The 26,928-nt window shown below is 69.4% G+C and carries 27 protein-coding genes; 17 read left to right on the top strand and 10 right to left on the bottom strand.

Going from position 1 to position 26,928, the window contains the following annotated elements; translation table 11 throughout:
* Nucleotides 1-162: 162 nt before the first annotated feature.
* The gene (locus tag ACFT7S_RS00590; protein WP_382725059.1) at nucleotides 163-963 is read right to left on the bottom strand and encodes an IclR family transcriptional regulator; all 801 of its coding nucleotides are present in this window, start codon (nucleotides 961-963) and stop codon (nucleotides 163-165) included.
* 326 nt (nucleotides 964-1,289) lie between these two features.
* Between ACFT7S_RS00590 and allB the strand changes: the two genes are divergently transcribed.
* From allB to ACFT7S_RS00575, 3 genes are all read left to right on the top strand, one after another.
* The gene (allB, locus tag ACFT7S_RS00585) at nucleotides 1,290-2,633 is read left to right on the top strand and encodes an allantoinase AllB (protein WP_382725057.1); all 1,344 of its coding nucleotides are present in this window, start codon (nucleotides 1,290-1,292) and stop codon (nucleotides 2,631-2,633) included.
* 2 nt (nucleotides 2,634-2,635) lie between these two features.
* On the top strand, nucleotides 2,636-3,751 hold the full coding sequence (gene alc, locus ACFT7S_RS00580) for an allantoicase (protein ID WP_382725055.1): 1,116 nt from the start codon (nucleotides 2,636-2,638) through the stop codon (nucleotides 3,749-3,751).
* Between the two features lie 101 nt (nucleotides 3,752-3,852).
* A complete protein-coding gene (locus ACFT7S_RS00575; protein WP_382725053.1) occupies nucleotides 3,853-4,182 on the top strand; it encodes a putative quinol monooxygenase in 330 nt (109 codons plus the stop codon).
* Nucleotides 4,183-4,218: 36 nt separating this feature from the next.
* Here ACFT7S_RS00575 and ACFT7S_RS00570 read toward each other — a convergent pair whose 3' ends face one another.
* On the bottom strand, nucleotides 4,219-4,956 hold the full coding sequence (locus tag ACFT7S_RS00570) for an SDR family oxidoreductase (RefSeq protein ID WP_382725051.1): 738 nt from the start codon (nucleotides 4,954-4,956) through the stop codon (nucleotides 4,219-4,221).
* A 204-nt stretch (nucleotides 4,957-5,160) separates the two neighbouring features.
* Here ACFT7S_RS00570 and ACFT7S_RS00565 point away from each other — a divergent pair, with 204 nt between their 5' ends.
* Complete coding sequence (locus tag ACFT7S_RS00565) at nucleotides 5,161-5,787, top strand: dihydrofolate reductase family protein (RefSeq protein WP_382725049.1); 627 nt, start codon at nucleotides 5,161-5,163, stop codon at nucleotides 5,785-5,787.
* Between the two features lie 363 nt (nucleotides 5,788-6,150).
* Nucleotides 6,151-7,083, top strand: a complete 933-nt coding sequence (locus ACFT7S_RS00560) for a DMT family transporter (protein WP_382725047.1) — start codon at nucleotides 6,151-6,153, stop codon at nucleotides 7,081-7,083.
* On the opposite strand, the gene ACFT7S_RS00555 is transcribed toward ACFT7S_RS00560, so the two are convergent.
* On the bottom strand, nucleotides 7,073-7,276 hold the full coding sequence (locus ACFT7S_RS00555) for a hypothetical protein (RefSeq protein ID WP_382725045.1): 204 nt from the start codon (nucleotides 7,274-7,276) through the stop codon (nucleotides 7,073-7,075). The two genes, ACFT7S_RS00560 and ACFT7S_RS00555, sit on opposite strands and share 11 nt — an antisense overlap.
* Nucleotides 7,277-7,422: 146 nt before the next feature.
* Here ACFT7S_RS00555 and ACFT7S_RS00550 point away from each other — a divergent pair, with 146 nt between their 5' ends.
* Genes ACFT7S_RS00550 through ACFT7S_RS00530 form a run of 5 tightly spaced genes read left to right on the top strand, consistent with a single transcriptional unit; the run spans nucleotide 7,423 to nucleotide 12,207 of the window.
* Nucleotides 7,423-8,640 (top strand): sensor histidine kinase, encoded by a 1,218-nt coding sequence (locus ACFT7S_RS00550; protein ID WP_382725043.1) that lies wholly within the window; start codon nucleotides 7,423-7,425, stop codon nucleotides 8,638-8,640.
* Nucleotides 8,637-9,359 carry a response regulator gene (locus ACFT7S_RS00545; RefSeq protein ID WP_382725041.1) on the top strand — a complete coding sequence of 241 codons (723 nt, stop codon included), beginning with the start codon at nucleotides 8,637-8,639 and terminating at the stop codon, nucleotides 9,357-9,359. Before ACFT7S_RS00550 ends, ACFT7S_RS00545 begins: the two co-directional genes overlap by 4 nt.
* Before the next feature lie 27 nt (nucleotides 9,360-9,386).
* Nucleotides 9,387-10,559, top strand: a complete 1,173-nt coding sequence (locus ACFT7S_RS00540; RefSeq protein ID WP_382725039.1) for a cytochrome P450 — start codon at nucleotides 9,387-9,389, stop codon at nucleotides 10,557-10,559.
* A 14-nt stretch (nucleotides 10,560-10,573) separates the two neighbouring features.
* Nucleotides 10,574-10,993, top strand: coding sequence for a PaaI family thioesterase (locus ACFT7S_RS00535; RefSeq protein WP_382725037.1), 420 nt, complete (start codon nucleotides 10,574-10,576; stop codon nucleotides 10,991-10,993).
* 11 nt (nucleotides 10,994-11,004) lie between these two features.
* On the top strand, nucleotides 11,005-12,207 hold the full coding sequence (locus tag ACFT7S_RS00530) for a cytochrome P450 (protein ID WP_382725036.1): 1,203 nt from the start codon (nucleotides 11,005-11,007) through the stop codon (nucleotides 12,205-12,207).
* A gap of 33 nt (nucleotides 12,208-12,240) precedes the next feature.
* Here ACFT7S_RS00530 and ACFT7S_RS00525 read toward each other — a convergent pair whose 3' ends face one another.
* Nucleotides 12,241-13,248, bottom strand: coding sequence for a Gfo/Idh/MocA family oxidoreductase (locus ACFT7S_RS00525; protein ID WP_382725034.1), 1,008 nt, complete (start codon nucleotides 13,246-13,248; stop codon nucleotides 12,241-12,243).
* Nucleotides 13,249-13,380: 132 nt separating this feature from the next.
* On the opposite strand from ACFT7S_RS00525, the gene ACFT7S_RS00520 reads away from it, so the two are divergent.
* The 7 genes from ACFT7S_RS00520 to ACFT7S_RS00490 all read left to right on the top strand — a co-directional run bounded on the left by ACFT7S_RS00520 (nucleotide 13,381) and on the right by ACFT7S_RS00490 (nucleotide 20,249).
* Entirely contained in the window at nucleotides 13,381-14,139 is a 759-nt protein-coding gene (locus ACFT7S_RS00520; protein WP_382725032.1) for a GntR family transcriptional regulator, read from the top strand.
* A gap of 122 nt (nucleotides 14,140-14,261) precedes the next feature.
* Nucleotides 14,262-15,254, top strand: coding sequence for a sugar ABC transporter substrate-binding protein (locus tag ACFT7S_RS00515; RefSeq protein ID WP_382725030.1), 993 nt, complete (start codon nucleotides 14,262-14,264; stop codon nucleotides 15,252-15,254).
* A 182-nt stretch (nucleotides 15,255-15,436) separates the two neighbouring features.
* Complete coding sequence (locus tag ACFT7S_RS00510; protein ID WP_382725028.1) at nucleotides 15,437-16,417, top strand: sugar ABC transporter substrate-binding protein; 981 nt, start codon at nucleotides 15,437-15,439, stop codon at nucleotides 16,415-16,417.
* Nucleotides 16,414-17,478, top strand: coding sequence for an ABC transporter permease (locus ACFT7S_RS00505; protein ID WP_382725026.1), 1,065 nt, complete (start codon nucleotides 16,414-16,416; stop codon nucleotides 17,476-17,478). The genes ACFT7S_RS00510 and ACFT7S_RS00505 overlap by 4 nt, the downstream gene beginning before the upstream one ends.
* Entirely contained in the window at nucleotides 17,475-18,311 is an 837-nt protein-coding gene (locus ACFT7S_RS00500) for an ATP-binding cassette domain-containing protein (protein WP_382725024.1), read from the top strand. Before ACFT7S_RS00505 ends, ACFT7S_RS00500 begins: the two co-directional genes overlap by 4 nt.
* Before the next feature lie 111 nt (nucleotides 18,312-18,422).
* Nucleotides 18,423-19,589: an ROK family glucokinase gene (locus ACFT7S_RS00495; protein WP_382725022.1), complete on the top strand. Its 1,167-nt coding sequence runs from the start codon at nucleotides 18,423-18,425 to the stop codon at nucleotides 19,587-19,589.
* Between the two features lie 63 nt (nucleotides 19,590-19,652).
* Nucleotides 19,653-20,249, top strand: coding sequence for a hypothetical protein (locus tag ACFT7S_RS00490; protein ID WP_382725020.1), 597 nt, complete (start codon nucleotides 19,653-19,655; stop codon nucleotides 20,247-20,249).
* Between the two features lie 114 nt (nucleotides 20,250-20,363).
* Here the strand turns inward: ACFT7S_RS00490 and ACFT7S_RS00485 are convergent, their stop codons facing one another.
* The 6 genes from ACFT7S_RS00485 to ACFT7S_RS00460 all read right to left on the bottom strand — a co-directional run bounded on the left by ACFT7S_RS00485 (nucleotide 20,364) and on the right by ACFT7S_RS00460 (nucleotide 26,705).
* On the bottom strand, nucleotides 20,364-20,690 hold the full coding sequence (locus ACFT7S_RS00485; RefSeq protein ID WP_382725018.1) for a hypothetical protein: 327 nt from the start codon (nucleotides 20,688-20,690) through the stop codon (nucleotides 20,364-20,366).
* Between the two features lie 111 nt (nucleotides 20,691-20,801).
* A complete protein-coding gene (locus ACFT7S_RS00480; RefSeq protein ID WP_382725016.1) occupies nucleotides 20,802-22,265 on the bottom strand; it encodes a glycoside hydrolase family 32 protein in 1,464 nt (487 codons plus the stop codon).
* Between the two features lie 84 nt (nucleotides 22,266-22,349).
* A complete protein-coding gene (locus ACFT7S_RS00475) occupies nucleotides 22,350-23,222 on the bottom strand; it encodes a carbohydrate ABC transporter permease (RefSeq protein ID WP_382725014.1) in 873 nt (290 codons plus the stop codon).
* Between the two features lies 1 nt (nucleotide 23,223).
* The gene (locus ACFT7S_RS00470; RefSeq protein ID WP_382725871.1) at nucleotides 23,224-24,150 is read right to left on the bottom strand and encodes a carbohydrate ABC transporter permease; all 927 of its coding nucleotides are present in this window, start codon (nucleotides 24,148-24,150) and stop codon (nucleotides 23,224-23,226) included.
* A gap of 73 nt (nucleotides 24,151-24,223) precedes the next feature.
* A complete protein-coding gene (locus ACFT7S_RS00465; RefSeq protein ID WP_382725012.1) occupies nucleotides 24,224-25,525 on the bottom strand; it encodes a sugar ABC transporter substrate-binding protein in 1,302 nt (433 codons plus the stop codon).
* A 145-nt stretch (nucleotides 25,526-25,670) separates the two neighbouring features.
* A complete protein-coding gene (locus ACFT7S_RS00460) occupies nucleotides 25,671-26,705 on the bottom strand; it encodes a LacI family DNA-binding transcriptional regulator (RefSeq protein ID WP_382725010.1) in 1,035 nt (344 codons plus the stop codon).
* Nucleotides 26,706-26,928 lie beyond the last annotated feature (223 nt).

Below are 26,928 nucleotides of genomic sequence, written 5' to 3'. Positions count from 1 at the left end.
CGCGACCGCCGCGGATGGACCGGGTGGTGGCGATGCGGGACGGGCTGTCTGTCCTGAAACGCCGGGCGGGCTTGAAAGATCAAGCCCGCCGAGGGGGCCCCATGCCCTTAAGGCTATGGGGGAATCGAGGATCAAGCCCGTCCCGCGGCCCGGGACAGCGGCTCAGCTCGTGGCGCCGCTGCTCGCCAGCGCCTCGGAGAGTTCCTTCGCGACCTGCTGGAGAATCGGCACGATCCGCTCCGTCGCCGTCTCCGTCACCCGCCCCGCGGGGCCCGAGATCGAAATTGCCGCCGACGTTGGGGAGTTGGGCACGGAGACCGCCAGACAGCGGACCCCGATCTCCTGCTCGTTGTCGTCGACCGCGTAACCCGTCCTGCGCACCAGTTCGAGCGCGTCGAGGAAACCGTCCGGGGTGGTGATGGTCTTCTCGGTCGCGGCCGGCATGCCCGTACGGGCGAGCAGGGCCCGCACCTCGTCGGCCGGAGTGTTCGCCAGGAGGGCCTTGCCCACGCCCGTGGAGTGAGGGAGGACCCGGCGGCCCACCTCGGTGAACATGCGCATGGAGTGCTTCGACGGCACCTGGGCGACGTACACGATCTCGTCGCCGTCCAGCAGGGCCATGTTCGCCGTCTCGCCGGTCTCCTCGACCAGGCGCTGGAGATACGGGCGGGCCCAGGTGCCGAGCAGCCGGGACGCGGACTCGCCGAGCCGGATCAGCCGCGGGCCGAGCGCGTAGCGGCGGTTGGGCTGCTGGCGGACGTAGCCGCACACGACCAGGGTGCGCATCAGCCGGTGAATGGTGGGCAGGGGCAGTCCGCTGCTCGCGGAGAGCTCACTCAGCCCGACCTCGCCCCCGGCGTCCGCCATCCGTTCCAGCAGATCGAAGGCGCGTTCAAGGGACTGCACACCGCCGCTGGGGCCGGCGGGCTTGGAGTCGGATGTGCTGGCGTGGGACGGCGGCACGTCAACGGTCCTTTCGATGCGGAACAGCAAGGCGCCAGCCTACCGGGCGGTTCCCGATCGGCCCACTGCTCCGATGGCGGCGTCTTTGCCGGTCAGGGCCTGTTCTGTCCAGTGCCGCAGGTCGGCGGGGTGGTCGCCCGAGGCTTCTTCTGGTTCATGTTACATTCCGCGCTACGGAATCAGTCTTTTACTTCGTGGAAACCTCCAGTCGCCCTCACGGGTGGTCGGCTTGCTGTCCGGAGAGGACAGTGGAGGTCTTGACGAGGAAGAATCCCCGATGAAGACTCCTTCAACAGTTCGTTGAAACCATGAAGTGAGGAGCACGGGTGTCCGGTGCGGACGTGAACCTGGTACTGCGCTCGACGCGCGTCGTCACCCCCGAAGGGACGCGCCCCGCGATGGTTGCCGTCGCCGACGGGACGATCGACGCCGTCCTTCCGTACGACGCCGAGGCGCCCGGGGGAGCCCGCCTGGAGGACTTCGGCGACGACGTCCTGCTCCCCGGCCTCGTCGACACCCACGTGCATGTGAACGACCCGGGCCGCACCGAGTGGGAAGGCTTCTACACCGCCACCCGCGCCGCCGCGGCGGGTGGCATCACCACCCTCCTCGACATGCCGCTCAACTCCCTCCCGCCGACCACGACCGTCGACCACCTGCGCACCAAGCAGCAGGTGGCCGCCTCCAAGGTGCATGTCGACACGGGCTTCTGGGGCGGCGCGATCCCGTCCAACACCAAGGATCTGCGCCCGCTGTACGAGGCCGGGGTCTTCGGCTTCAAGTGCTTCCTGTCCCCCTCGGGCGTCGAGGAGTTCCCCGAGCTGGACCAGGAACAGCTGGCCCGCTCCATGGCCGAGATCTCGGACCTCGGCGGCCTCCTGATCGTGCACGCCGAGGACCCGCACCACCTGGAGTCCGCCCCGCAGCGCAGCGGGCCCGCGTACGCCGACTTCCTCGCCTCCCGCCCGCGCGACGCGGAGAACACCGCGATCATCGGTCTCATCGCCCACGCCAAGCGGCTGAACGCCCGAGTCCATGTGCTCCACCTGTCGTCCAGCGACGCGCTGGAGCCGATCGCCGCCGCCAAGCGCGAGGGTGTCCGCGTCTCCGTCGAGTCGTGCCCGCACTTCCTCACTCTCACAGCCGAGGAAGTCCCGGACGGCGCAACGGAGTTCAAGTGCTGCCCGCCCATCCGCGAGGCCGCCAACCAGGACGCGCTGTGGCAGGGGCTCGCCGACGGCACGATCGACTGCATCGTCTCCGACCACTCGCCCTGCACCACCGACCTCAAGACGCCGGACTTCGCCTCCGCGTGGGGCGGCATCTCCTCCCTCCAGCTCGGCCTCCCCGCCATCTGGACCGAGGCCCGCAGGCGCGGCCACGCCCTCGACGACGTGGTGCGCTGGATGTCCGCCGCCCCCGCCGAACTGGCCGGACTGACCCGCAAGGGCGCCATCGAGGCCGGCCGCGACGCCGACTTCGCCGTCCTCGCCCCCGACGAGACCTTCACCGTCGACCCGGCCGAGCTCTTCCACCGCAACCAGGTCACCGCCTACGCGGGCAAGACCCTGCACGGCGTCGTGAAGTCCACCTGGCTGCGCGGCGTACGGATCGCGGACGAGGGCGTCCTCGCCGAACCCACCGGCCGGCTGCTCGAAAGGAACTCCTGACCATGACGGCGATCCCGCACTTCACCGGTGACGCGAGCCCGTACGGGGGCGGCGACCCGTACGCCGACTACCGCACCGCGGACTTCCCCTTCACCCAGCTCGTCGACCTCGCCGACCGCCGTCTGGGCGCCGGAGTGATCGCCGCCAACGACGAGTTCTTCGCCGAGCGCGAGAATCTGCTGAAGCCCGAGCCCGCCGCCTTCGACCCCGAGCGCTTCGGGCACAAGGGCAAGATCATGGACGGCTGGGAGACCCGGCGCCGCCGCGGCGCGAGCGCCGCGCAGCCCCACCCCACCGACGAGGACCACGACTGGGCGCTCGTCCGGCTCGGGGCACCCGGAGTCGTACGCGGACTGGTCGTCGACACCGCGCACTTCCGGGGGAACTACCCGCAGGCGGTCTCCGTCCAGGCGGTGTCCCTGCCCGGCTGCCCGTCACCCGAGGAACTGCTCGCGCCCGACGTGAAGTGGACAACCCTCGTCCCCCGTACGGCTGTTGGCGGCCACGCGGCCAATGGCTTCGTCGTCGACGCCGAGCAGCGCTTCACCCACCTGCGGGTCAACCAGCACCCGGACGGCGGGATCGCCCGCCTGCGGGTGTACGGGGAAGTGGCCCCCGATCCCGCCTGGCTGGCCGCGCTCGGCACCTTCGACCTCGCGGCCCTGGAGAACGGCACACAGGTCGAGGACGCCTCAGACCGCTTCTACTCCCCGGCCACGAACACGATCCAGCCCGGCCGCTCCCACAAGATGGACGACGGCTGGGAGACCCGGCGCCGCCGGGACAAGGGCAACGACTGGATTCGGTACCGGCTGGCCGCACAGTCGCGGATCGGCGCCGTCGAGATCGACACCGCCTACCTCAAGGGCAACTCGGCGGGCTGGGCGACGCTCTCGGTACGGGATGAGGACACCGGCCACTGGGTCGAAGTCCTGCCCCGCACCCGGCTCCAGCCCGACACCAACCACCGCTTCGTCCTGCCGGAGGCCGTCGTCGGAACCCACGTGCGGATCGACATCTTCCCGGACGGCGGGATCTCACGGCTGCGGCTCTTCGGTTCGCTGACCGAGGAAGGGGCGGCGGCGCTCGCCGCGCGCCACCGCGAACTGGGAGGCTGAGAAGCTCCGGCACGTCCGGCGAGTCCTTCGGGCGCCGTTTTGTCCTCCATGGCCGAACGGGCTTGAATGGGGACCCGCCGGACGTACCACCAGGAGCTTCCATGATCTTCATCGCCGTCAAATTCACCGTGCGCAGCGCCGAGCGGGACAACTGGCTCCCGGCGGTCGACGACTTCACCCTGGCCACCCGCGAGGAGCCGGGCAACGTCTTCTTCGAGTGGTCGTACAGCGTCGAGAACCCGGACCAGTTCGTCCTGCTCGAAGCGTTCGCCTCGCCGGAGGCGGGCGAGGCGCATGTGAAGTCCGCGCACTTCGCGGCGGCGATGGAGACGATGTCCGAGCTGGTGTCCGAGGTGCCGGAGATCATCAACGTCGAGGTGCCGGGCGAGGACTGGGGCCGCATGGCCGAGGTCACGCCCCGCAACCGCTGACGCACCGGTTCGCGCCCGGCCGCGCTGCGGCATGCGTTACGCGGCGTGGCCGCCGTCCACCACCACCTCCGTACCGGTGATGTACGCCGCGTCGCCGCTCGCCAGATACGCGACGAGGGAAGCCACCTCGTCCGTCGTGCCGAACCGGTCCAGCGCGGTGGCCGCGCGCTGACCTTGGGCGAACGGACCGTCGGCCGGGTTGAGGTCGGTGTCCACCGGGCCGGGCTGGATCAGGTTCACCGTGATGCCGCGCGGGCCGAGCTCGCGGGCGAGCGGCTTGGTGAGACCCGCGAGCGCGGACTTGCTCATCGCGTAGAGCGTGCCGCCGGGGCCGCCCGCGTACCTGCTCAGGGCCGTACCGACGGAGATGATGCGCCCTCCGTCGCTCATCCGGTCGGCCGCCGCACGGCAGGCCAGGAACACGGCCCGTACGTTCACGGCCAGGACCCGGTCGACATCGGCGTCGGTGAGCGAGGAGATGGGACCCAGGACGCCGATTCCGGCGTTGTTGACGAGGATGTCGAGGCGGCCCAGGGCGTCGGCTGCGTCATTCACGGCAGCCGCGGGCGATGCGGTGTCGGCTGCGTCCGCACGCAGGGCGACGGCCCGGCAGCCGTACCCCTCGATCTTGCGGACGACGGCCTGGGCACCCGCCTTGTCCTGTACGTAGGTCAGGGCCACGTCCACACCGTCCTGCGCCAGCCGGATGGCGGTGGCCGCGCCGATGCCCCGGCTGCCGCCGGTGACGAGTGCGGTCCTGTTGCTGCTGGTCATATCGGGATTCCTTGCCGCTCGGTAGGTGCCGTCGTACTGACGACAAGGTCAAGGAAAGTCGTTCGGAGCCCAGGACACCGGCGGGAAACGGACGCCCACCACGCACACCGGGTGGACCGATGAGTTACGGGTGACAGTGGGGTCAGAAGTAGTGCGAGCGCGGGCCGGCCGACGGCCCGGCAGGATTCCCGAAGGAGCGGAACCATGGCGAAACTGACCCTGACCACCTTCCTGTCGCTGGACGGCGTCATGCAGGCCCCGGGCGGGCCGGACGAGGACCGCAGCGGCGGTTTCGAGTACGGCGGCTGGGTCGTGCCCTTCGCGGACGAGGGCATGATGCAGTTCATGAACGAGGTGTTCGAGCGTTCGGCCGCCTTCCTGCTGGGGCGGCGCACCTACGACATCTTCGCGAGCTACTGGCCCAAGGTGACCGACCCCGAGAACCTGATCGCGAGCCGCCTCAACGCCTGTCCGAAGTACGTCGTGTCCACGACCCTGGGGCAGGAGCCGGTGTGGGAGAACACGACCGTCGTCTCCACCGATGTGACAGCCGAGGTGGCCCGCCTGAAGGAGCGGACGCAGGGAGGCGAACTGCAGATCCACGGCAGTGGCACGCTGGCCAGGTCCCTGATGGAGAACGACCTGATCGACGAGTACAACCTGCTGGTCCACCCGGTCTTCCTGGGCCACGGCCTACGGCTCTTCCCGGACGGCGGCCTGCCCACCGCCTTCGAACTCACGAGCTCAAGGACCACACCCAACGGCATCGCGATCCACACCTACCGGCCCGCCGGACGGCCCCGGTTCGGAACGTTCGCCCTCGATGAGTGAGCCCGGACAACGGATGGATGGCGGCGGCGTGTCACTGAACTGGCCGCATGCGATGTGGCACCGCTTGTCACGGCGAATGGCCGGGCTCACTGATCCCGGAGGCCCCGTCACCGCCGCGACCCCGGGCGTACCGCTCGGCCAGTGCGCGCACGGTCGAGGCGATCCGGGACCTCAGCTCCGGCGGCTCCAGCACCTCGACGCCCTCACCGGCTGACCAACTGGATCATGGAGCTGGCACGCAGGGGCCCGCGGGCCCCTGAGACGGGTGTTCCCGTAGGCGCACCCGCCCGGTACGGTGATCGTTCCGCGTGCGAGCCAGCGAGGTCTCCACATCATCCCGTTGTGGAGAACCAGGAGATTCAGGTGTCCTCGATTGCTGCCGTGCCCGCCCTCGCGCCCCCGCGCCGTGCGTGGCTCACCGATCTGCCCGTGCTGGTCGTCGCCGCCGTCTGGGGTTCGAGTTATCTCGCGGCCAAGGGCATCACCACGACCCACACCGTCATCGCCGTCCTCGTCCTGCGGTTCGCGATCGTGCTGCCCGTCCTGGCGGCCGCCGGATGGCGCAGGCTCCGCGCGCTGAGCGCGGCGCAGTGGCGCGGCGCCGGTCTGCTCGGGCTCGTGCTCAGCGGGATCTTCCTGCTGGAGACGTACGGCGTCGTCCACACCTCCGCGACCAACGCCGGGCTCATCATCAGCCTCACGATGATCTTCACCCCGCTCGCCGAGGCCGCCGTGACGAGGATCAGGCCGCCCGGGGCCTTCCTCGCCGCGGCCGGGCTCTCGGTCGCCGGCGTGCTCCTCCTCACCCAGGGCGGGGGCTTCACCAGCCCCTCGGCGGGCGATGTCCTGATGCTGCTTGCCGCCCTCGCCCGTACCGTCCACGTCCTGCTGATGGCCCGGATCAAGTCGGTCCAGGAGGCCGACTCGCTGTCGCTGACCACGGTCCAGCTCGGCAGCGCCGTCGCCGTCTTCGCCGTCCTCGCGGCCGTCCCCGGCACCGGCGCGACGCCCTGGGCCGTCGCAGCGGACTTCGGGGTCCGGGAGTGGGCCGGGCTGGTGTTCCTCTCCGTCTTCTGCACGCTCTTCGCGTTCTTCGTACAGATGTGGTCCGTACGCCGCACCTCGCCGTCCCGGGTCAGCCTGTTGCTCGGTACGGAACCTCTGTGGGCCGCCGCCGTGGGCATTTCCATCGGCGGCGAGCGGCTGGGTGTCCTCGGAGTGCTGGGCGCCGGGCTCGTGCTGGCGGGCACCGCGTGGGGGCGTCGCAGCGCGGACAGGGCCGCCGTCACTCCTTGATCGCGTCGGCCGCGATCATCACCGCGACGCCCGTCACCACCAGCACGATATTGGCGAACATCCCGTACCCGTCCAGGAAGTCGAACCGCCGCACCACCGCCCACAGCCGGAACCAGCCCGTCCACTCGTGCAGCAGCCCGGCGGCGCCCTGGACGAAGACGATGAACCCGATCGACTCGACGATTTTCTTCATGCGCCGAGCCTGTCGCGTACGGTCGCGCGTCTGCGTCGGCCACCGGTCTGCGCCGCCGCGCCGAAAGTCTTCGGGCCGTACGACTTTGGTCGCTTCCTGACGCCGGAAGCCGGTTCGGAGCCTCCCACCTGCGTAGCTTTATCGACATGACGCGTACGGAGTACCGCTGGCTGCAGCCCTCGGCGACGGCAGACCCCGAGCTGCCCGGCGACCGGGGCCGGTCGCGCCGCACCGCGCGGGACTGGGCCGTCGACATCACGGCCTTCCTCTGCGCCGCGGCCGTCGGCATGCTCGCCGCCGACGCGATTGACGCCGACCAGAGCACACCGGACGGGGTCGTCTTCGTCGACTCGCTGATCGGCGCCGCGGCCTGCTGCGCGCTCTGGGTCCGCAGACGATGGCCCGTCGGGCTCGCCGTGGCGCTCACTCTCGTGGGCATCGTCGAACCGGTGGCGGCCGGCGCCCTGCTGGTCGCGCTCTTCAGCCTGGCCGTGCACCGGCCGCTCAAACCGGTCGCGATCGTCGGCGCCGGTGCCCTGGCCGTCGCGCCGCTGCAACCGTGGCTGCGCCCCGACCCGGGCACCTCCTTCATCGCCTCCACCGTCATCGGCGTCCTGCTCGTCCTGCTGGTCCTCAGCTGGGGCATGGTCGTACGGTCCGGACGCCAGCTCGTCCTCACCCTCCGCGAACGGGCCCGCCGCGCCGAGGCCGAGGCCGAGCTCCGCGCGGAACAGGCCCAGCGGCTGGCCCGCGAGGCCATCGCCCGCGAGATGCACGACGTCCTCGCCCACCGGCTGACGCTGCTCAGCGTCCACGCGGGCGCCCTGGAATTCCGGCCGGACGCACCCCCGGCCGAGGTCGCCCGGGCCGCCGGAGTCATCCGGGACAGTGCCCACGAGGCACTCCAGGACCTCCGCGAGATCATCGGCGTCCTGCGCGCCCCCGGCGAAGGCGAGGAGAGCGACCGGCCGCAGCCCACCCTCCTCAGCCTGGACGCCCTGATCGCCGAGTCCTGCCTCGCCGGTATGAAGGTCACCCTCGACAACCGCGTCGCCGAACCGGCCGCCGCCCCCGCCGCCCTCGGCCGCACCGTCTACCGCATCGCCCAGGAGTGCCTCACCAACGCCCGTAAACACGCACCGGGCACCGAGATCACCCTCACCCTGACCGGCGGGCCCGGCGACGGGCTCACGATCGAGGCCCACAACCCGGCCCCCGTCGAACCCTTCGAGCGGGTCCCCGGCTCGGGTCAGGGCCTCATCGGCCTCACCGAACGCGCCACCCTTGCGGGCGGCCACCTCGGCCACGGCCCGCAACCCGATGGGGGCTTCGGCGTCCGGGCCTGGCTACCGTGGGCGGCATGACTACCCCGACGCCCCCGGTGGCCCAACCGGTCCGGCTGCTCATCGTCGACGACGACCCGCTCGTACGGGCCGGGCTCACCCTGATGCTCGGCGGGGCCGATTCCATCGACATCGTGGGGGAGGGCGCCGACGGCACCGAGGTCGAAGACCTCGTCGACCGGCTGCGCCCGGACGTCGTGCTGATGGACATCCGGATGCCCGTCATGGACGGGCTCACCGCGACCGAGGCCGTACGGCGTCGCCCCGATGCCCCCGAAGTCGTCGTCCTCACCACCTTCCACGCGGATGAGCAGGTGCTGCGTGCCGTCCGCGCCGGGGCCGCGGGCTTTGTCCTGAAAGACACGCCGCCCGCCCAGATCGTCGAATCCGTGCGACGCGTCGCCGCCGGTGACCCCGTCCTCTCACCGGCGGTCACCCGGCAGCTCATGGCCCGCGCGGCCGGCGGCGCACCGGACGACCGGACGGGCCGCAGGGACCGGGCGCGGCAACGGTTCGCCGAGCTGGCCGAGCGCGAACAGGCCGTGGCACTCGCGGTCGGACGGGGTGCTTCCAACGCGGAGATCGCCGCCGAGCTCTACCTCAGCGTGGCGACCGTGAAGACGCATGTCTCCCGCATCCTCGCAAAGCTCCAGCTCAACAACCGTGTCCAGATCGCGCTGTTGGTCCACGATGCGGGGCTGCTCGACGAGGACGCCGGCGGGGGCGGCGGCATACGCTGAACCGATCAGACCGGAAGGGGGCCGGCCATGACCATGGTCGATCTGAGCGAAGCGCACGACTTCAGGGCGAATCCGTATCCCCACTACGCGAAGCTGCGCGCCGAGGGACCCGTGCACACCATTCGTGCCGAGGGCTTCGAGCGGATCTGGCTGATCGTCGGATACGAGGAATCGCGGGCGGCCCTCGCGGATGAGCGCTTCAGCAAGGACTGGCGAACGGCGGACAACTCGTCGGCCGCTGCCAGCCCCATATACGCCAACATGCTGGAGATGGACGCGCCGCACCACACCCGGCTGCGCAAGCTCGTCGCCCGCGAGTTCACCGCCCGCCGGATCGACGCGTTGCGGCCGCGGGTCCAGCAGGTTACCGACCAGCTGCTCGACGCGATGGTGCCCGCCGGGAGCGCCGATCTCGTGGACGCGCTCGCCTTTCCGCTGCCGATGACCGTGATATGTGAACTCATCGGGGTCCCGGACCTGGACCGGGACGCCTTCCGCCGGATGACCGGCAGCCTCGTCGCGCCGACCACGCCCGAGGAGGAGGCCGAAGCGGCCCGTGCCATGGGCGCCTACCTCGTCGAGCTGATCGAGGACAAGCGCTGCGCACCCGGCCAGGACCTGATGAGTGCCCTGATCGAGGCTCGCGACGAGGGCGGCGACCGGCTGTCGTCCGATGAACTCGTGGGTATGGCCTTCCTGTTGCTGGTGGCGGGTCACGAGACGACCGTCAACCTGATCTCCAACGGGGTACGGGCGCTGCTGGACCACCCGGAACAACTGGCCCTGCTCCGGGCCGATCCCGGTCTCATCGACGGTGCGGTCGAGGAGATGCTCCGTTACGACGGACCGGTGGAGACCGCGACCTTCCGCTTCACCCGGGAGCCGGTGAAGGTCGGCTCCACCGTCATTCCGGCGGGCGAGCCGGTGCTGGTCGCACTTGCCTCCGCCGACCGCGACCCGGGCCGCTACCCGGAGCCGGACACCTTCGACATCCGCCGCGAGGCCAAGGGACACCTGGCCTTCGGCCACGGCATGCACTTCTGCCTTGGCGCGCCGCTCGCCCGGATGGAGGGCCGGATCGCCATCCGTACGCTGCTGGAGCGGTGCCCGGAGCTCGCGCGCGACCCGCAGGGCGGCGAGCCCGACTGGTTGCCCGGCCTGCTGATGCGGGGGGTCCGGCGGTTGCCGGTGCGCTGGTGAGGTAGGACCCTGTCATGAGCGCACTCGATCTCCAGACGGCACAGAAGGTCCTCGACAGCCAGCCGTTCAGCGTCCTCGTGGGGGCACGCATCACGGCCTTCGGGGACGGCGGCGCGACCCTCGACGTCGATGTCCGGCCCGAACTCCAACAGCAGAACGGCTTTCTGCACGGCGGCGTGCTGGCCTACGCCGCCGACAACGCGATCACCTTCGCCGCAGGCACCACACTCGGACCCGCCGTACTGACCGGCGGGTTCTCCATCCAGTACGTCCGTCCGGCCACCGGCCACACCCTGTCCGCCCGTGCCACGGTCGTGCACTCCGGCCGCCGTCAGGCCGTGGTCCGCTGCGACCTGTTCACCGTCGGGGACGACGGCGAACCGACCCTGTGCGCCGTCGCGCAGGGGACCGTACTGTCCGCCAAGCAGTCCTGAAGGGAACCGCGTTGACCACCGAATCGCTCGTCGACCTCGCCGCGCTCGGCGAGGACTTCACCCGCGACCCCTATCCCGTCTACGCGGAACTGCGCGCGATCGGCCCCGTCCACCGGGTCCTGATCCCGGAGGGCACACCCGCCTGGCTCGTCGTCGGATACGAGGCGGGCCGTGAACTGCTCGCCGACCAGCGGCTGTCCAAGGAATGGCGCCGGGCCTCACCCGCGCTGGGCGTCAGCAAGGTGTCGTCCGGAACGTCGATGCTCAGCTCGGACGCTCCGGTGCACACCCGGTTGCGCAAGCTGGTGACCCGGGAGTTCACCCCGCGCCGGATGGAGCAACTCGCGCCGCGCATCCAGGCGTTGACCGACGAACTGCTCGACACCATGCTCGCGGGACCCGGCCGGGGCACCGACCTGGTGGAGGCGCTGTCGTTCCCGCTGCCGATGTCCGTCATCTGCGAACTCCTCGGGGTGCCGTTCCTGGACCGGCAGGCGTTCCGCCAGTGGTCCAACATCGCGGTCTCGTCGCTCGACGCGGAGGAACGCGTCTCGGCGACCACGTCGATGACCGCCTATCTGGCCGGGCTCATCGAACAGAAGCGCTCCGAGCCCGGCGACGACCTGATGAGTGCGCTGATCCACACGGCGGACGATGGCGGCGACGGCGACCGGCTCTCCGGTGACGAGCTGATGGGCATGGCCTGGGTGCTGCTGGTCGCGGGCCACGAGACCACGGTCAACCTGATCTCCAACGGTGTTCTCGCGCTGCTCACGCATCCGGAGCAACTGGCCGCACTGCGCGCCGACTTCGGTCTGATCGACAATGCGGTGGAGGAGACCCTTCGCTACCAGGGTCCGGTCGAGACCCCCACGTACCGCTTCACCACCGAACCCCTCGATGTGGGCGGCACGGTGATTCCGGGCGGGGGCGAGCTGGTCCTCGTCGCGATGGCGGACGCCAACCGCGACCCCGCCCGCTACGCGGACCCGAACCGCTTCGACATCACGCGGGACGCGCGGGGGCATGTCGCCTTCGGGCATGGCATCCACTACTGCCTGGGCGCACCACTGGCCCGGATCGAGGCGCGGATCGCGATCAGGTCACTGCTGGAACGCTGCCCGGAGCTGGGTCTCGACGCCGACCCGTCGAAGCTGCGGTGGCGTACGGGGATGCTGATCCGGGGGCCGCTGAGCTTGCCTGTGTGGTGGTGACCGAAGACTGTCCCGGGTCCGTCCGGTGGCCGTTCAGCCGCCCGGGACCTCGCTCAGGTCCACCGGCCGGCGCTCGCGCCGCGACCACTCGCACGCCTCCGCGATCCGCAACGCGTGCAACGCCTCCCGCCCGTCGCACGGATTCGCCAGCTCACCCCGGACCACCCGGAGGAACGCGTCCAGCTCCGCCTCGTACGCCGGGGCGAACCGCTCAAGGAAACCGGGCCACGGCTTCGGCGGCGCCGCGGGACCCTTCGGTTCCGTCGACGTGAGGGGCGTACGGTCGTCCAGCCCGACCGCGATCTGGTCCAGATCGCCCGCCAGCTCCATGCGTACGTCGTACCCGGCGCCGTTGCACCGGGTCGCCGTCGCCGTCACGAGCGTCCCGTCGTCCAGGGTCAGCAGCGCCGCCGCCGCGTCGACGTCCCCCGCCTCGCGGAACATCGCGGGCCCGGCGTCCGACCCCGTCGCGTACACCTGCGCCACCTCGTGGCCCGTCACCCACCGCACCATGTCGAAGTCGTGGACGAGGCAGTCGCGGTACAGGCCCCCGGAGAGCGGGAGGTAGGCGGCGGGCGGCGGTGCGGGGTCCGAGGTGATCGCGCGCACCGTGTGCAGCCGGCCGAGCCGCCCGTCCCGTACGGCGGCGCGGGCCGCACCGTATCCGGCGTCGAAGCGCCGCATGAAGCCCAGTTGCAGGACCGTACCCGCTGATTCGACCTCGGCCAGGGCGCCCAGTGTGCCGGGCAGATCGATGGCGATCGGCTTCTCGCAGAAGGCCGGGAGGCCGGACCTGGCGGCGCGGGCGATGAGTTCGGCGTGGGCGGCGGTCGCCGATGTGATCACCAGGGCATCAATGGCGATGCCGCGGGCGAAGAGTTCGTCCACCGAAGTGGCGGTCGCACCCGTACGGGCGGCGGTCAGGGCCGCGCGTTCCGGGTCGGCGTCGGCCACCACCAGTGAATCCACGGCGGGGTGGCGGCTGAGCGCCTCCGCGTGGAAGGTGCCGATACGTCCCGTTCCGATGAGTCCGATGCGCATGGCCCCAAGGTGGCGTTCGCCCTGTCGTCATGTCAAGCGTTTGTCCTGACAAATGAACAGGACACCTGGTCGGGTTGTGCGTCCGTTCGAGACGGCATGGCTTTGTCAGGACAATCGAACTAAGCTCGTTCCGTGCCCACACAAGGAACCGACCAGCCGCTCCCGCTGAGCGTGGACCGCACCAGCCCGGTGCCGCTCTACTTCCAGCTGTCGCAGCAGCTGGAGGCGGCCGTCGAGCAGGGCCGGCTGGCCCCCGGCAGCCTCCTCGGCAACGAGATCGAGCTCGCGTCCCGGCTCGGTCTGTCCCGCCCCACGGTCCGCCAGGCGATCCAGTCGCTCGTGGACAAGGGGCTGATGGTCCGCCGCCGGGGCGTGGGTACGCAGGTCGTGCACAGCCAGGTCCGGCGCCCGCTCGAACTCAGTTCGCTCTACGACGACCTGGAGAAGGCCGGCCAGCGCCCCGCCACCCGCGTCCTGCGCAACGCCGTCGAAGCCGCCACCGCCGAGGTCGCCGCCGCGCTCGGCGTCGCCGAGGGCAGCGAGGTCCACCTCGTCGAACGCCTGCGGTCCGCACACGACGAACCCATGGCCCTGCTCCGTAACCATCTGCCCCCGGGGCTGCTCGGCCTCTCCACCGAGGAACTGGAATCCACCGGGCTCTACCGGATGATGCGCGCCTCCGGAATCACCCTGCACAGCGCACGGCAGTCCGTGGGGGCGCGGGCCGCCACCGCGGGGGAGGCGGCGCGGCTTGCCGAGTCCGAAGGGGCGCCGCTCCTGACCATGCAGCGCACCACGTTCGACGACACCGGGCGGGCGGTCGAATTCGGCTCGCACGTCTACCGGGCCTCGCGCTACTCGTTCGAGTTCCAGCTGCTCGTACGCCCTTGAGGTACCGCTCCAGGGGCCCGTGTGCGTAAGAATGTTCGGACAAACTCTTGACGGTGGTCCTACAACGCCGCTAGAACTCCCCCAGCCGCACTCGGGCGGCCGGGAGAGAAGGCGGGCCCACCATGCGCACGACTCGCACGGCAACAGTCCTGATCGCCATATGCACCCTCGCCCTCGCCGGATGCAGTGGGTCCGGCGGCAAGGACTCCGAGGACCCCGGCAGCGGCGGGGGAGGGGGCAACGCCGTCTCCACCCCCCGTATGAAGATCGCCATGGTCACGCACTCCGGGCAGGGCGACACCTTCTGGGACATCGTGCAGAGCGGCGCCGAACAGGCCGCGGCCAAGGACAACGTCGAGTTCCTGTACTCCGCCGACAAGGAGGGCAAGGAACAGGCCCAGCTCGTCCAGGCCGCCATCGACCAGAAGGTCGACGGCATCATCGTCACCCTCGCCAAACCGGAAGCCGTCAAGGCCGTCGTCGCCAAGGCCGTCTCGGCGGGCATCCCCGTCGTCACCATCAACTCGGGCGCGCAGTTCTCCGCGGAGGTGGGCGCGCTCAGCCACATCGGCCAGGACGAATCGGTCGCGGGCGAGGCCGTCGGCGATGAGCTCGACAACCGGGGCAGGAAGAAGGCGCTCTGTGTGATCCACGAACAGGGCAACGTGTCACTCGAAGAGCGCTGCGCCGGGGTGAAGAAGACCTTCGGCGGCCAGGTCGAGAATCTCAACGTCGAGGGCACCAACATGCCGGCCTCCACCTCGTCCATCGAGGCGAAGCTCCAGGCGGACAAGGACATCGACGCGATCGTCACCCTCGGCGCCCCGTTCGCCGCCGCCTCCGTCAAGGCCAAGGAGGGCTCCGGCTCCACCGCCGAGGTCGACACCTTCGACCTCAACGCCGAAGTGGTCAAGCGGCTCAAGGCCGAGGAGGTCGGCTTCGCCGTCGACCAGCAGCCCTACCTCCAGGGCTATCTCGCCGTCGACGAGATCTGGCTCAACCGGACCAACGGCAACGTCATCGGCGGCGGAAAGCCGGTCCTCACCGGACCCGCGATCGTCACTGCGAAGGACGTACCGCAGCTGGAGAAATACACCGCGCGCGGCACCCGGTGACCGCCCGGTGCAGCACCGTGCCGCCGCACCGCCGCGCCCCTGCCGCCCGAGGCGGACACCCCCTCGGGGATACTTGGGCAGCCGGGCCGGGAGTGCACTCTCCCCGGCTCCACCAAGCAGCACAGCGAGCAGCACTAGAAGGGCACGGCGTCGTGGCAAGGGTTCGGACAGGGGTACGTGCGATGGGTGCCGTGCTGGCAGCGGTGCTCGGGGCTTCCCTCATGGGATGCAGCAGCACCGGCGGCAAGCGGGCGGAAGAGCGCGCGGCACAGGCCGCCGAGGGCCGGTCCGCGGTGAACACACCGCGCTGGACCTTCGCCATGGTCACCCACTCGGGCGACGGCGACACCTTCTGGGACATCGTCCAGAGCGGTGCCGAGCAGGCGGCGGTGAAGGACAACATCAACTTCCTCTACTCGCACCACGACGAGGCGCAGCAACAGGCCCAGCTCGTCCAGGCGGCCATCGACAAGAAGGTCGACGGGCTGATCGTCACGCTCGCCAAGCCGGACGCCATGAAGGCCGTCGTCGCCAAGGCCACCAAGGCAGGCATCCCGGTGATCACCGTCAACTCCGGGTCCGCGGAGTCCAAGGAGTTCGGCGCCCTCACCCACATCGGGCAGGACGAGTCCATCGCCGGTGAGGCCGTCGGCGACGAGCTCGACGGGCGGGACCGCAAGAAGGCCTTGTGCGTCCTGCACGAACAGGGCAACGTCGGCCACGAGCAGCGCTGCGCGGGGGCCAAGAAGTCCTTCGACGGCACGATGCAGAACCTCTACGTCGACGGCACCAACATGCCCGACGTCCAGGCGTCCATCGAGGCCAAGCTCCAGGCGGACAAGAGCATCGACGCGGTCGTCACCCTCGGCGCGCCGTTCGCCGACGCCGCCGTGAAGGCGAAGGAGACCGCGGGCAGCAAGGCCGAGGTCGACACCTTCGACCTCAACGCCAAGGTCGCCAGCGCACTGAAGGACGGCACGCTCGGCTTCGCCGTCGACCAGCAGCCCTACCTCCAGGGGTACGAGGCCGTCGACCTGCTCTGGCTCTACCGCTACAACCGCAACGTGCTCGGCGGCGGCCTGCCCGTCCTGACGGGCCCGCAGATCATCACCGCCGACGACGCGCCCGAGCTCGCCGAGTACACGAAGCGAGGGACCCGATGACAGCGACCGGGCAACCAGCGGCTCCGGCCCCCGCTCCCGGCACGACCGACGAGCGGCTGCTGCGCACCTCGCCGCTGCGCAGACTCCTCGGCCGCCCGGAACTCGGCTCGGTCGTCGGCGCGGCTGCCGTCTTCCTCTTTTTCACGCTCGTCGCAGGCAGCTTCCTCCAGGCCTCCAGCTTCGGCACGGTGCTGTATGCGGCCTCCACCATCGGGATCATGGCCGCGCCGGTGGCGCTCCTGATGATCGGCGGCGAGTTCGACCTCTCCGCCGGTGTGCTGGTGACCAGCTCGGCGCTGGTCTCCTCGATGTTCAGCTACCAGATGACGGCCAACGTCTGGGTCGGCGTCTTCGTCTCCCTGCTGGTCACCCTGGCCTTCGGCGCGTTCAACGGCTTCATGCTGACCCGCACCAAACTGCCGAGCTTCATCATCACGCTCGGTACGTTCCTGATGCTCACCGGCCTCAACCTCGGCTTCACCAAGTTGATCAGCGGCACCGTGTCGACGAAGTCCATCGGCGACATGGAGGGCTTCGAGTCGGCCCGCAAGGTCTTCGCCTCCCAGCTGTCCATCGGCGGCATGGAGCTGAAGGTCACCATCCTGTGGTGGTTCGTGCTCGTCGCGATCGCCACCTGGATTCTGCTCCGCACCCGCTTCGGCAACTGGATCTTCGCGGTCGGCGGCGAGGCCGACGCCGCGCGGGCTGTCGGTGTACCGGTGATCCGTACAAAGATCGGGCTGTACCTCGGGGTGGCCTTCGCCGCCTGGGTCTCCGGACAGCACCTGCTCTTCAGCTACGACGTGGTGCAGTCCGGCGAAGGCGTCGGCAACGAACTGACGTACATCATCGCGGCAGTCATCGGCGGGTGCCTGATCACCGGCGGCTACGGCTCCGCGATCGGCTCGGCGGTCGGTGCGTTCATCTTCGGTATGACCAGCAAGGGCATCGTGTACGCGGAGTGGAACCCGGACTGGTTCAAGTTCTTCCTCGGAGCGATGCTGCTCCTGGCCACCCTGCTCAACGCATGGGTGCGCAAGCGCGCGGAGGCGACGAAATGACCTCGACCCAGGACTCCACCCAGGACTCCACCCAGGCACTCGTCGAACTGGACGACGTCAGCAAGTTCTACGGCAGCATCAAGGCGCTCGAACACGTCTCGCTGGAGGTCCACGCGGGGGAGATCACCTGCGTGCTCGGCGACAATGGCGCCGGCAAGTCCACCCTCATCAAGATCATCGCGGGGCTGCACCGGCACGACGGCGGCACCTTCCTGATCGACGGCGAGGAGACCACGCTCGCCAACCCGCGCGACGCCCTGGACCGGGGCATCGCCACCGTCTACCAGGACCTCGCGGTCGTACCGCTCATGCCGGTCTGGCGGAACTTCTTCCTCGGCTCGGAGCCGACGAAGGGCGCAGGACCGTTCAAGCGCCTCGACGTACAGCTGATGCGCGAGACGACCCGCGCGGCACTGCTGCGCATGGGAATCGACCTGCGCGACGTCGACCAGCCGATCGGCACCCTGTCCGGCGGTGAGCGCCAGTGCGTGGCGATCGCCCGCGCCGTCCACTTCGGCGCCAAGGTCCTCGTCCTCGACGAACCCACGGCGGCGCTCGGCGTCAAGCAGTCCGGCGTCGTGCTGAAGTACGTCGCGGCTGCCCGGGACGCCGGTCTCGGCGTGGTCCTGATCACGCACAACCCGCACCACGCCTACCTCGTGGGCGACCGGTTCGTCCTGCTCAAGCGCGGCGTCATGTCCGGCAGCCACACCCGGGACAGCATTACCCTGGACGAGCTGACCAGACAGATGGCGGGCGGCAGCGAACTCGAGGAGCTCAGCCACGAACTGGAACGCGCCACCGGTCCGGAATCAAGCCCGTCCGGGGACTGAGGACGAAACGGTGCCGTACGGACCCGGGCAGGCAATGGCAGAATCGAGCACGGCGAACACCGTCCGCCGCCGGCGGCACCACGCACCGGCCCCCCGACCGACGCAGGGACGATGAGCACGTACCGCGACTTCGCACACCGCGGCTCCGCCCGCGCCACCGTCCTGAAGACCGTCGGCACCCGGGAGCGGCGCTCGCACCTGACAGCGCCCCGGGTCCCGACCGTCGGCATCGACATCGGCGGTACGAAGGTGATGGCCGGCGTCGTCGACGCCGACGGCAACATCCTGGAACAGCTGCGCACCGAGACGCCCGACAAGTCCAAGAGCCCCAAGGTCGTCGAGGACACCATCGTCGAGCTGGTTCTCGACCTCTCCGACCGGCACGACGTGCACGCCGTCGGGATCGGCGCGGCGGGCTGGGTCGACGCCGACCGCTCCAAGGTCCTCTTCGCCCCGCACCTCGCCTGGCGCGACGAGCCCCTGCGCGATGCCATCGCGTCCCGCCTCGTCGTCCCCGTCATGGTCGACAACGACGCCAACACGGCGGCCTGGGCGGAATGGCGCTTCGGCGCGGGCCGGGGCGAGGACCACTTGGTCATGATCACGCTGGGCACCGGTATCGGCGGCGCGATCCTGGAGGACGGGCACGTCAAGCGCGGCAAGTACGGTGTCGCGGGTGAGTTCGGCCACATGCAGGTGGTGCCGGGCGGGCACCGCTGCCCGTGCGGAAACCGCGGCTGCTGGGAGCAGTACAGCTCCGGCAACGCCCTCGTGCGCGAGGCCAGGGAACTGGCCGCAGCGGACTCCCCGGTGGCCCACGGCATCATCGAGCGGGTCAAGGGCAACATCCCCGACATCACCGGACCGCTCATCACCGAACTGGCCCGCGAGGGCGATGCGATGTGCATCGAACTCCTCCAGGACATCGGTCAGTGGCTCGGTGTCGGCATCGCCAATCTCGCCGCCGCACTCGACCCGTCCTGCTTCGTCATCGGAGGCGGCGTCAGCGCCGCGGACGACCTGCTGATCGGCCCCGCCAGGGACGCCTTCAAGCGGCACCTCACCGGCCGCGGCTACCGCCCCGAGGCGCGCATCGCGAAAGCGCAGCTCGGCCCCGAGGCGGGTATGGTCGGCGCCGCCGACCTGGCCCGGCTGGTCGCCCGCAGATTCCGCCGCGCCAACCGCCGCCGGGTCGAACGGTACGAGCGGTACGCACAGATCTACGACCAGGCGGCGAACACCATCCGCAGCACGCGGAGCACCCGCACCGTCGACTGATCCGCGCCGCTCCGCCTCCGGCCTTCCGTACTCCGTATCCGCAGCACCTGGGGACCTCCAACCATGACCGCAGCCGAGCACACCGCCGCGCCGCGCCAGACCTCGCCGTCCGGCGACGGCGACGGCCCGCCCCCGCAGGACCGGCGCCGGATGATCCGCCGCCGGCTGATCACGGCGATCACGATTGTGCTGCTCATCGGCATCCCGGCGGGCTATCTGGTGATCTCCGCCGGGCAGAGCCGCCGCTCGGGCAAGGACAAGGAGGCCGAGGCGGCCGCGCAGGGCCTGCGCGAGGACTGGCCGTCCGGCATGCAGCGGCGGATCTTCGAGATCCCGATCCCCGGCAATGCGACGGGGGTCCAGTACTACGAGACCAACAACTGGAAAGCCAGCCGGATGTACGTGAAGTTCCGTACGACGTCCGCCGGTCTCGACCGCTTCCTGAGCGGCATCGGTACGGGGCGGGCCGCCCTGAAGCCCGGTGCCGTCACCATCAGCCCGCGGGACATAAAGATCACCGGCTGGTACTTCGGTCCTGGCGTGTACTGGGGCGGTGTGACCCACACCAGCAAGGACCCGCGCCCCACGCAGAACGTCACCGTCAATATGACCGATCCCGCCAGCCCCGTCGTCTATGTCGTATCCGCGGCGACCCCCTGAGTGGTGACCCCCTGAGCGGGGACCGGCGGGCAGCTCGCTAACTGGAGCGAGTGAGCGAAGCGACTGAGACGACCCCGGCAGCAAAAGGGCAATCCGCCCACGTCAAGCGCCCTCTCAGAAGGTGCGTTCGGCCACCTTCACGCGTTGGGCTGTCTCCAGCGCGGCGTGCAGCTTGTCGGCCGGGAGCGGCGCGGCGGGGGACTGGAGCATGTGCTCGGCCGGCACGTCGGGGGCGGCGAGGTAGACGCGGGTGTAGGCGCCGGACTCCGGTTCGAAGCGCCAGCTGTCGTCCAGTGTTCCGGCGTCGACGGTGTCGAAGCCGAGCCGGTCAATCAGCTCCGCTGCCTGAGCTTTCGCGTCGGGGTCGTTGCCGGCGATGGGCAGCGCGCTGCGGTCCGAGGCCCCGGCGGGCCGAGCGAGTTGCGGGATGTGGTGGGCCAACGTTGCAGACTGTGTCGCCTGAACGCGCGCAGGAGGAACCGGTCTTTCAGGTGGACGTGCTCTGGAGGAAGGCGTACCAGTCCGGTCGTCAGGATTCGTGTGACAGAGGAGTTAGGCGTCCTGTCCCCGACCCACCAGAAGGGTTTCCTGACGGACACCAAACGGGGCCAAGTTCCATGCCTCGACGGCGAATTCACTGCGCCCGATGCCTGTCGTGCGTGCCTGCAGCAGCCACGGCCCGTCGGCGACCGGATAGAACCTCAGGGTGAGGACCTGCTCGTCGGCCAGATAGACCTCGGCTATCGAGCGGTCCACGATCACGCGCAGTTCGACGGGGGTGCCGGGGCGCGTCGCGGTCGGACACGGGACGGTGTACGAGCCTCCCCGCGCTCGCGCGTCCAGTGACGCGTGGCCGCGGTCGACGATGAGATGCCCTGCCGCGGGGTCGAGGTTGATGTCGAGGTACTCGGAGCCGTCAGCCGAGGTGACCAGGCGCAGGCCGCTCGTACCCGAGGTGTCGGGGATCAGGGCGGCGGTGAGGTCGAAGGTGCGGCTGACCTGACCGAGTTCGGCCGGCGCGGGCCGCGTGACGTGCCCGGTGCGGTGGAGTACACGCGCGCCGCGCAGGGCCAGCAGTTCGCGGGCAGGGCGTTGGACGACCGTGCCGTCGGCGGTGAGGCTCACCTCGCGGGGAAGCGTGAGGACGCCTGCCCAGCCCGTTTCGTGCGCCCAGCCGCTGTCGCGGGCCTCCCAGGCCCAGCCCCACAACAGCCATCGGTCTTCCCCGGGAGCCTTCAGCAGGGCAGGGGCGTAGATGTCGGGGCCGTGGTCCAGCGGTACGGGCGAGGCGGCTGCCGTGAAGCGGCCGTTCTTTTCAAGGCCGGTGTGGACGGTTGTGTGACTGGGGCCGTCCTGCGGGGTCCAGTCGCTGACGATCAGGAGGCTCCGGTCGCCGAAGGTCGCGTACTGGGGGCACTCCCAGCCGATCGGGCCCGTGCCGGCCGCGGCGTCGCTGGTGTGGAAGGGGCCGCGGTACGCCCAGTGTTCCAGATCGTCGGACTCGTACAGCAGCGCCGCGGCGCGGCCGTCGTCGAGGGCCGAGCCGACCAGCATCCGCCAGCGCTCGTCCTGCCGCCAGACGTAGGGGTCCCGGTACATGGTGGTGTTGACAGGCGGCTCAGCGATGAGCAGTTCCGGACGTTTGGCCCATGTGTGGCCGTTGTCGTACGACTCGGCGGTCGTGATGGGCTGCCACCAGCGGTCGTTGCGGTGGGCGGAGTAGAAGGCCACCATGCGGTCGTCGACGGAGACGGCGTTGCCCGAGTAGCAGCCGTCGGCGTCGTCGCCGCCGGGCGTCGGGGTGAGGGCGACGGGGAGGGGCTCCCAGTTGATCAGGTCGGGGCTGCGGAAGTGGCCCCAGTGCATGTTCGAGTGCTGCGGGCCGTGCGGGTTGTACTGGAAGAACACGTGGTAGTGGCCGTCGTGGAAGACCAGCCCATTGGGGTCGTTGATCCAGTTGCGGGGCGGTCGCAGATGTACGGCCGGGAGGTGGGGGTCGGCAGGCGACGTGGACACACGGGGCCTTTCTCAAGTTGCGCGCGGCACACGGGAGTCATGAGCACGAGGAGGGACGAACGGCGCGGTGCCGTTGTGGGGGGGTCAGCCCTTGACGCCGGTGGAGGCGATGCTGTTGACGAAGGACCGCTGGAACGCCACGAAGAGAGCCAGGATCGGCACGGTGATCATGGAGGAGTACGCCATGATCTGGCCCCAGCCCACGTTCAGCTGGAAGAAGTAGGAGATACCCACCATCACCGGCCGCAGTTCCTCGCTCTGCACGACCATGAGCGGCCACAGGTAGGAGTTCCAGGCCGGCAGGAAGGTGAGGATGGCCACGGTGGCGATGGCCGGTCCGGACAGTGGCATGACGATGCGGCGGTAGATGGTGAACCAGCCGGCGCCGTCCATGATTGCTGCCTCGTCCAGCTCCTTGGGGATGCTCTGGAAGTACTGGTGGAAGAAGAAGACCGAGAAGGCGTTGGCGACGAACGGCAGCACCTGCACCTGGTACGTGTCCATCCAGCCGGTAGTCCACTCCACGTGGAAGCCGTTGACGCGGAGCAGCGGCAGTTGGTTGACCCACCACACCAGCGGCAGTGCGAACGTCTCGAACGGCACGATGAGGGTGGCGATGACCGCGGTCAGGACGAGCTTTCGGCCGGGCCACTGCATCCGTGACAGGGCGAAGGCGGCCATGCTGTTGACGACGATGCCGAGCACCACGGTGATCGAGGAGATCAGCACGGAGTTCAGCAGGAACCGTGCCGCCGGGACACGCTCGAACACACTCGTGTAGTTGTCCAGTGACAGGGCGCCGACCGGCAGGAAGGCACGCAGGGAGTCAAGGTCACCGAAGATCTGGTCGTCCGGCTTGAACGACGAGACGAGCATGAAGACGAGCGGGAGCGCGAAGACCAGGGCCAGAACGACTCGGCCGGCGTGACCGCCGAGGTGCTTGAGGAAGGAAGTCATGTCAGTCCTTCTCCCGGGTCAGGAAGCGCTGGACGAGGGACACGGTCAGTACGAGCACGAAGAAGATCAGCGAGATGGCCGCCGCGTAGGCGGTCTGCTGCTGGTCGTAGCCGGTGTGCACCGCCTGGTAGACGACGGTGGTGGTGGAGTCGAGAGGTCCGCCTTGCGTCATCACCCTGATCTGGGTGAAGAGGCTGAGCGCCGCGATGGTGATGGTGACGAGCACGAACGTGCGGGTGGCGCGCAGTCCCGGCCAGGTGACGTGGCGGAAGCGGTGCCAGCGGGTGGCTCCGTCGAGATCGGCGGCCTCGTACAGTTCGGCGGGGATCGTCTGCAGGCCGGCCAGCCAGATGATCATGTGGAAGCCGACGCCCTGCCACACCGACATCAGGATGATGGCGGGCATCGCGGTGGCCGGGTCGCCCAGCCAGTCCGGGCCCTCGAAATGGCCGAGGGTGAGCGTGGAGATGACGTGGTTGACCAGACCGTCCTTCCGGTAGAGGAAGGTCCACAGGAGGGACACCACGACCATCGAGGTGACGACCGGCAGGAAGTACACGGTACGGAAGAAGTTGACGCCGCGTACCTTGGCGTTGACCAGCAGTGCCAGCACCAAGGCGAGTCCGGCCTGGAGCGGGACGACGACGGCAGCGAAGTAGGCCGTGTTGCGCAGGGACTTGTAGAAGACCGGGTCCTGGAAGAGCAGGGTGAAGTTCCTCAGGCCCACGAAGCGGGCTGGGGTGGGCGAGACGAGCCTCGCGTCGGTGAACGCCAGGGCGAAGGCGAGAGCGACCGGTACGACGAGAAAGACGATCAGTAGCACGACGGCCGGGGTGGCCATGCCGAGGGCGGTGAGGCTCTCCCGGCGACGGGCGTTGGTCGTTCGGGTTCGCCGGACCGGACGCAGCCGCTCCAGGGCTGCGATCATGGTGGTCACGGTATCTCCAGAGGGTCGGCCGGTTTGGGGCGGGGTGGTCGCGCCCGAACCGGACCGGGGCGGGTCAGTCCGAGTAGTAGTTGTTCGTCTTCAGGTTGTTGTCGATGTCCTTCGTGGCCTGACCGAGAGCGTTCTCGGGGTCGGCGCCGGCCAGGATGTCCTTGGCCGCCTTCTCGAACTCGGTGGAGATGTAGGGGTAGGCCGGGGTGGCCGGGCGCACCATCGCGTACTTGTGCGCGAACTGGACGAGCACGTCGAACTTGCCGCCCGGCTGATAGTCCGCGATCTGCCGCGCGGCGGCGTCGGTGGCCGGGATGGTGCTAGTCGCCTTGGCGTAGTCGGTGAAGTACTTGGTCTGGCGGGAGAACTTCAGCCACTCGTGCGCACCGGCCTTGTTGGAGCACGTGGAACTCATCGCCCACTGCCAGGAGGAGCCGCCGATCTTGGGCCCGTTGCCGAAGTCCACCGGTGGGATGATCGCCAGGTCGTCGCCGAGCTTCTCGGCGTTCTTGGCCGCGTTCCAGCTGCCGTCCCACTGGATGGCGCTCTTGCCGGCCAGGAAGTCCTTGTTGGGGTCGGCTCCGGACTTCTTCGCCATGTAGTCCTTGGCCACCAGCGAGTGGAACCAGGTGCCCCACTCCACGGAGTTCTTGCCGTCGAGGGTGCCCGAGGCGGTCTTGTAGTCGTCACGGTCGATCAGGTCCCCGCCGAAGCTCTGCAGCTGCGGGGAGTAGGCGTACGACCACCACTCGCCTGTGCCGCCGGTGCCCATCTCAAGCGGGTATTCGAACTTGCCGCTCTTCTTCAGCTTGGCGAGCGCCGCGTCGAACTCGTCCTTCGTCCAGGGCTTGTCCATGGTGGGGATACGGATGTCGTGCCCGTTCAGTACGGACTTGCGGGCGAAGAAGGCCAGGGAGACGTCGTAGAAGCCGAACGCGTAGAGCTTGTCCTTGTACCGTCCGACGGTGCTGGCCAGCTGGTCGGACAAGGGCACGTCACTGCCGGAGACGTCGATCGGGGACAGATAGCCGCCCCATGCCCAGTTCGCCACGTTGGGGCCGTCCACGTCGAGCAGGCAGGGCAGCTTGCGGGCCGAGGCGGCGGCCACGACCGAGTTGTTGTAGTCGCTCTGCGGGAACGCCTGAAGCTTGACCTTGTACTTGTCCTGGGAGCCGTTGAAGTCCTTGATGATCTTCTTGACGACATCGAGTTCCACCGAGTTGCCGGCGTTGTGCGTCCACAGCGTCAGTGTGTCGCCGCTGGCACCGGACGTGCTCCCGCTCCCGGACGTGCATCCGGCGACCAGCGCGGTCGCCGCGGTGACGGCTACACTCGCAGCAGCGAGGCGCCTTGTTCTGAACATCATGAGGTTCCTCCATCTCACTGAGACGGGTCTTGCAGGACCCGCCCTCGGCGACCGGTTGCGACGGTCGCTGTTCTTGGTGGCCGTCCCGTCGCCCGCCCCGGAATCATCGGTGGGGCGACGGGACGACTGTCTTCGGGTGCCGGTGTCAGCCTCTGGTGGGAGTGCCGATGGAGGCACGGTTCTGCAGCGGCATGGGCACTCGGTGTACGACTGCTTCGAGCGGACCCGCGCGGAGAATCAACTCCATCGCGAAGCGTCCGAGTTGGTAGTGCGGCAGCCTTAGCGTGGTGAGCGCCGGACGCAGCACGGACGCGATGTCCTGGTCGTCGAACGAGATGACCGACACATCGCCGGGCACCGACAGACCCGCCTCACCGAGCGCCTGGTAGGCGCCGAAGGACACCCGATCGGCCAGACACACCAGCGCCCGGGGCCTATGACCCGCCGCCAGCAGGGCGGAAACCTCCCGGTAGCCGTCAAGCGTGTCCCAGTCGCACTCGATGACGCCTTCCAGGCGTGCACCGCCCTCCCGAAGGACCTCCTCCAGGCCGCGCATGCGCTCGTTGCCGGCGATGATTCCCTCGGGTGTGGCCGGAACGGCCTGATGGCCGCCGATCGCCCAGATGCCCTCCGTGTGACCGGCCGCGAGCAGAGCACGGGCCGCGTCCCGCCCGGCCTCGAACTCGTCCGGGACGACGGAGGGCGCGTCGAAGCCGGGGGCCAGGCAGTTCAGCAGAACCACCCGGCGCCCGAACAGCTCCTTGGGCGGGGTCACATACCGGGTGAACATGGACGCGTAGATCACCGCGTCGACCTGGCGGTCCAGCAGTGCGTGGACCAGCGACGACTCGGCGGCGCGGTCGCCGCCCGCCTCTGTGATGAACAGCAGGTGGTCCCGTTCCCGGGCGGCCTCCATGGCGCCGCGGATCACATCGCCCGCGAACGGTGTCGTGGTGATCCGGTCCGAAACGAACCCGATCGTCTGGGTGGACTTCGTCCGCAGGCTGCGCGCGGTGACGTTCGGACGGTAGTCCAGCTCCCGGGCGGCCTCCAGTACGCGTTCCCGTGAGGCGTCGGAGATGCGCATGTCGGTGCGGCCGGACAGAGCGAACGACGCGGTCGTCGGCGAGACGCCCGCCTTGCGGGCAACGTCGGCCATGGTCACGCGGCGTTCGGGCATCAGCGGATCAGCTCCGTTTGGCTAAATCGGATTAGCAAGGTGTGACGAGAGTGCTTCACCCGTCATGTGCTGTCAACACCCCGGACATCTCGCCTGCGTAACGGTGACTTTATAGGGCGATTTGAGGACCTCTAGGGGATGCGAAGTCGAAATCCGTATGCGTTAGCTCTTGCTTTAGCGGCGGCGGCGCGCGAACCATGCCGACCCATCACCTAAAACGATT

It is taken from the genome of Streptomyces sp. NPDC057136 (assembly GCF_042670885.1).
In the GTDB taxonomy this organism is placed as follows: Bacteria; Actinomycetota; Actinomycetes; order Streptomycetales; family Streptomycetaceae; genus Streptomyces.
Note: the sequence above shows the minus strand (reverse complement) of the source record. Positions and strands in the feature narration are given on the sequence as shown.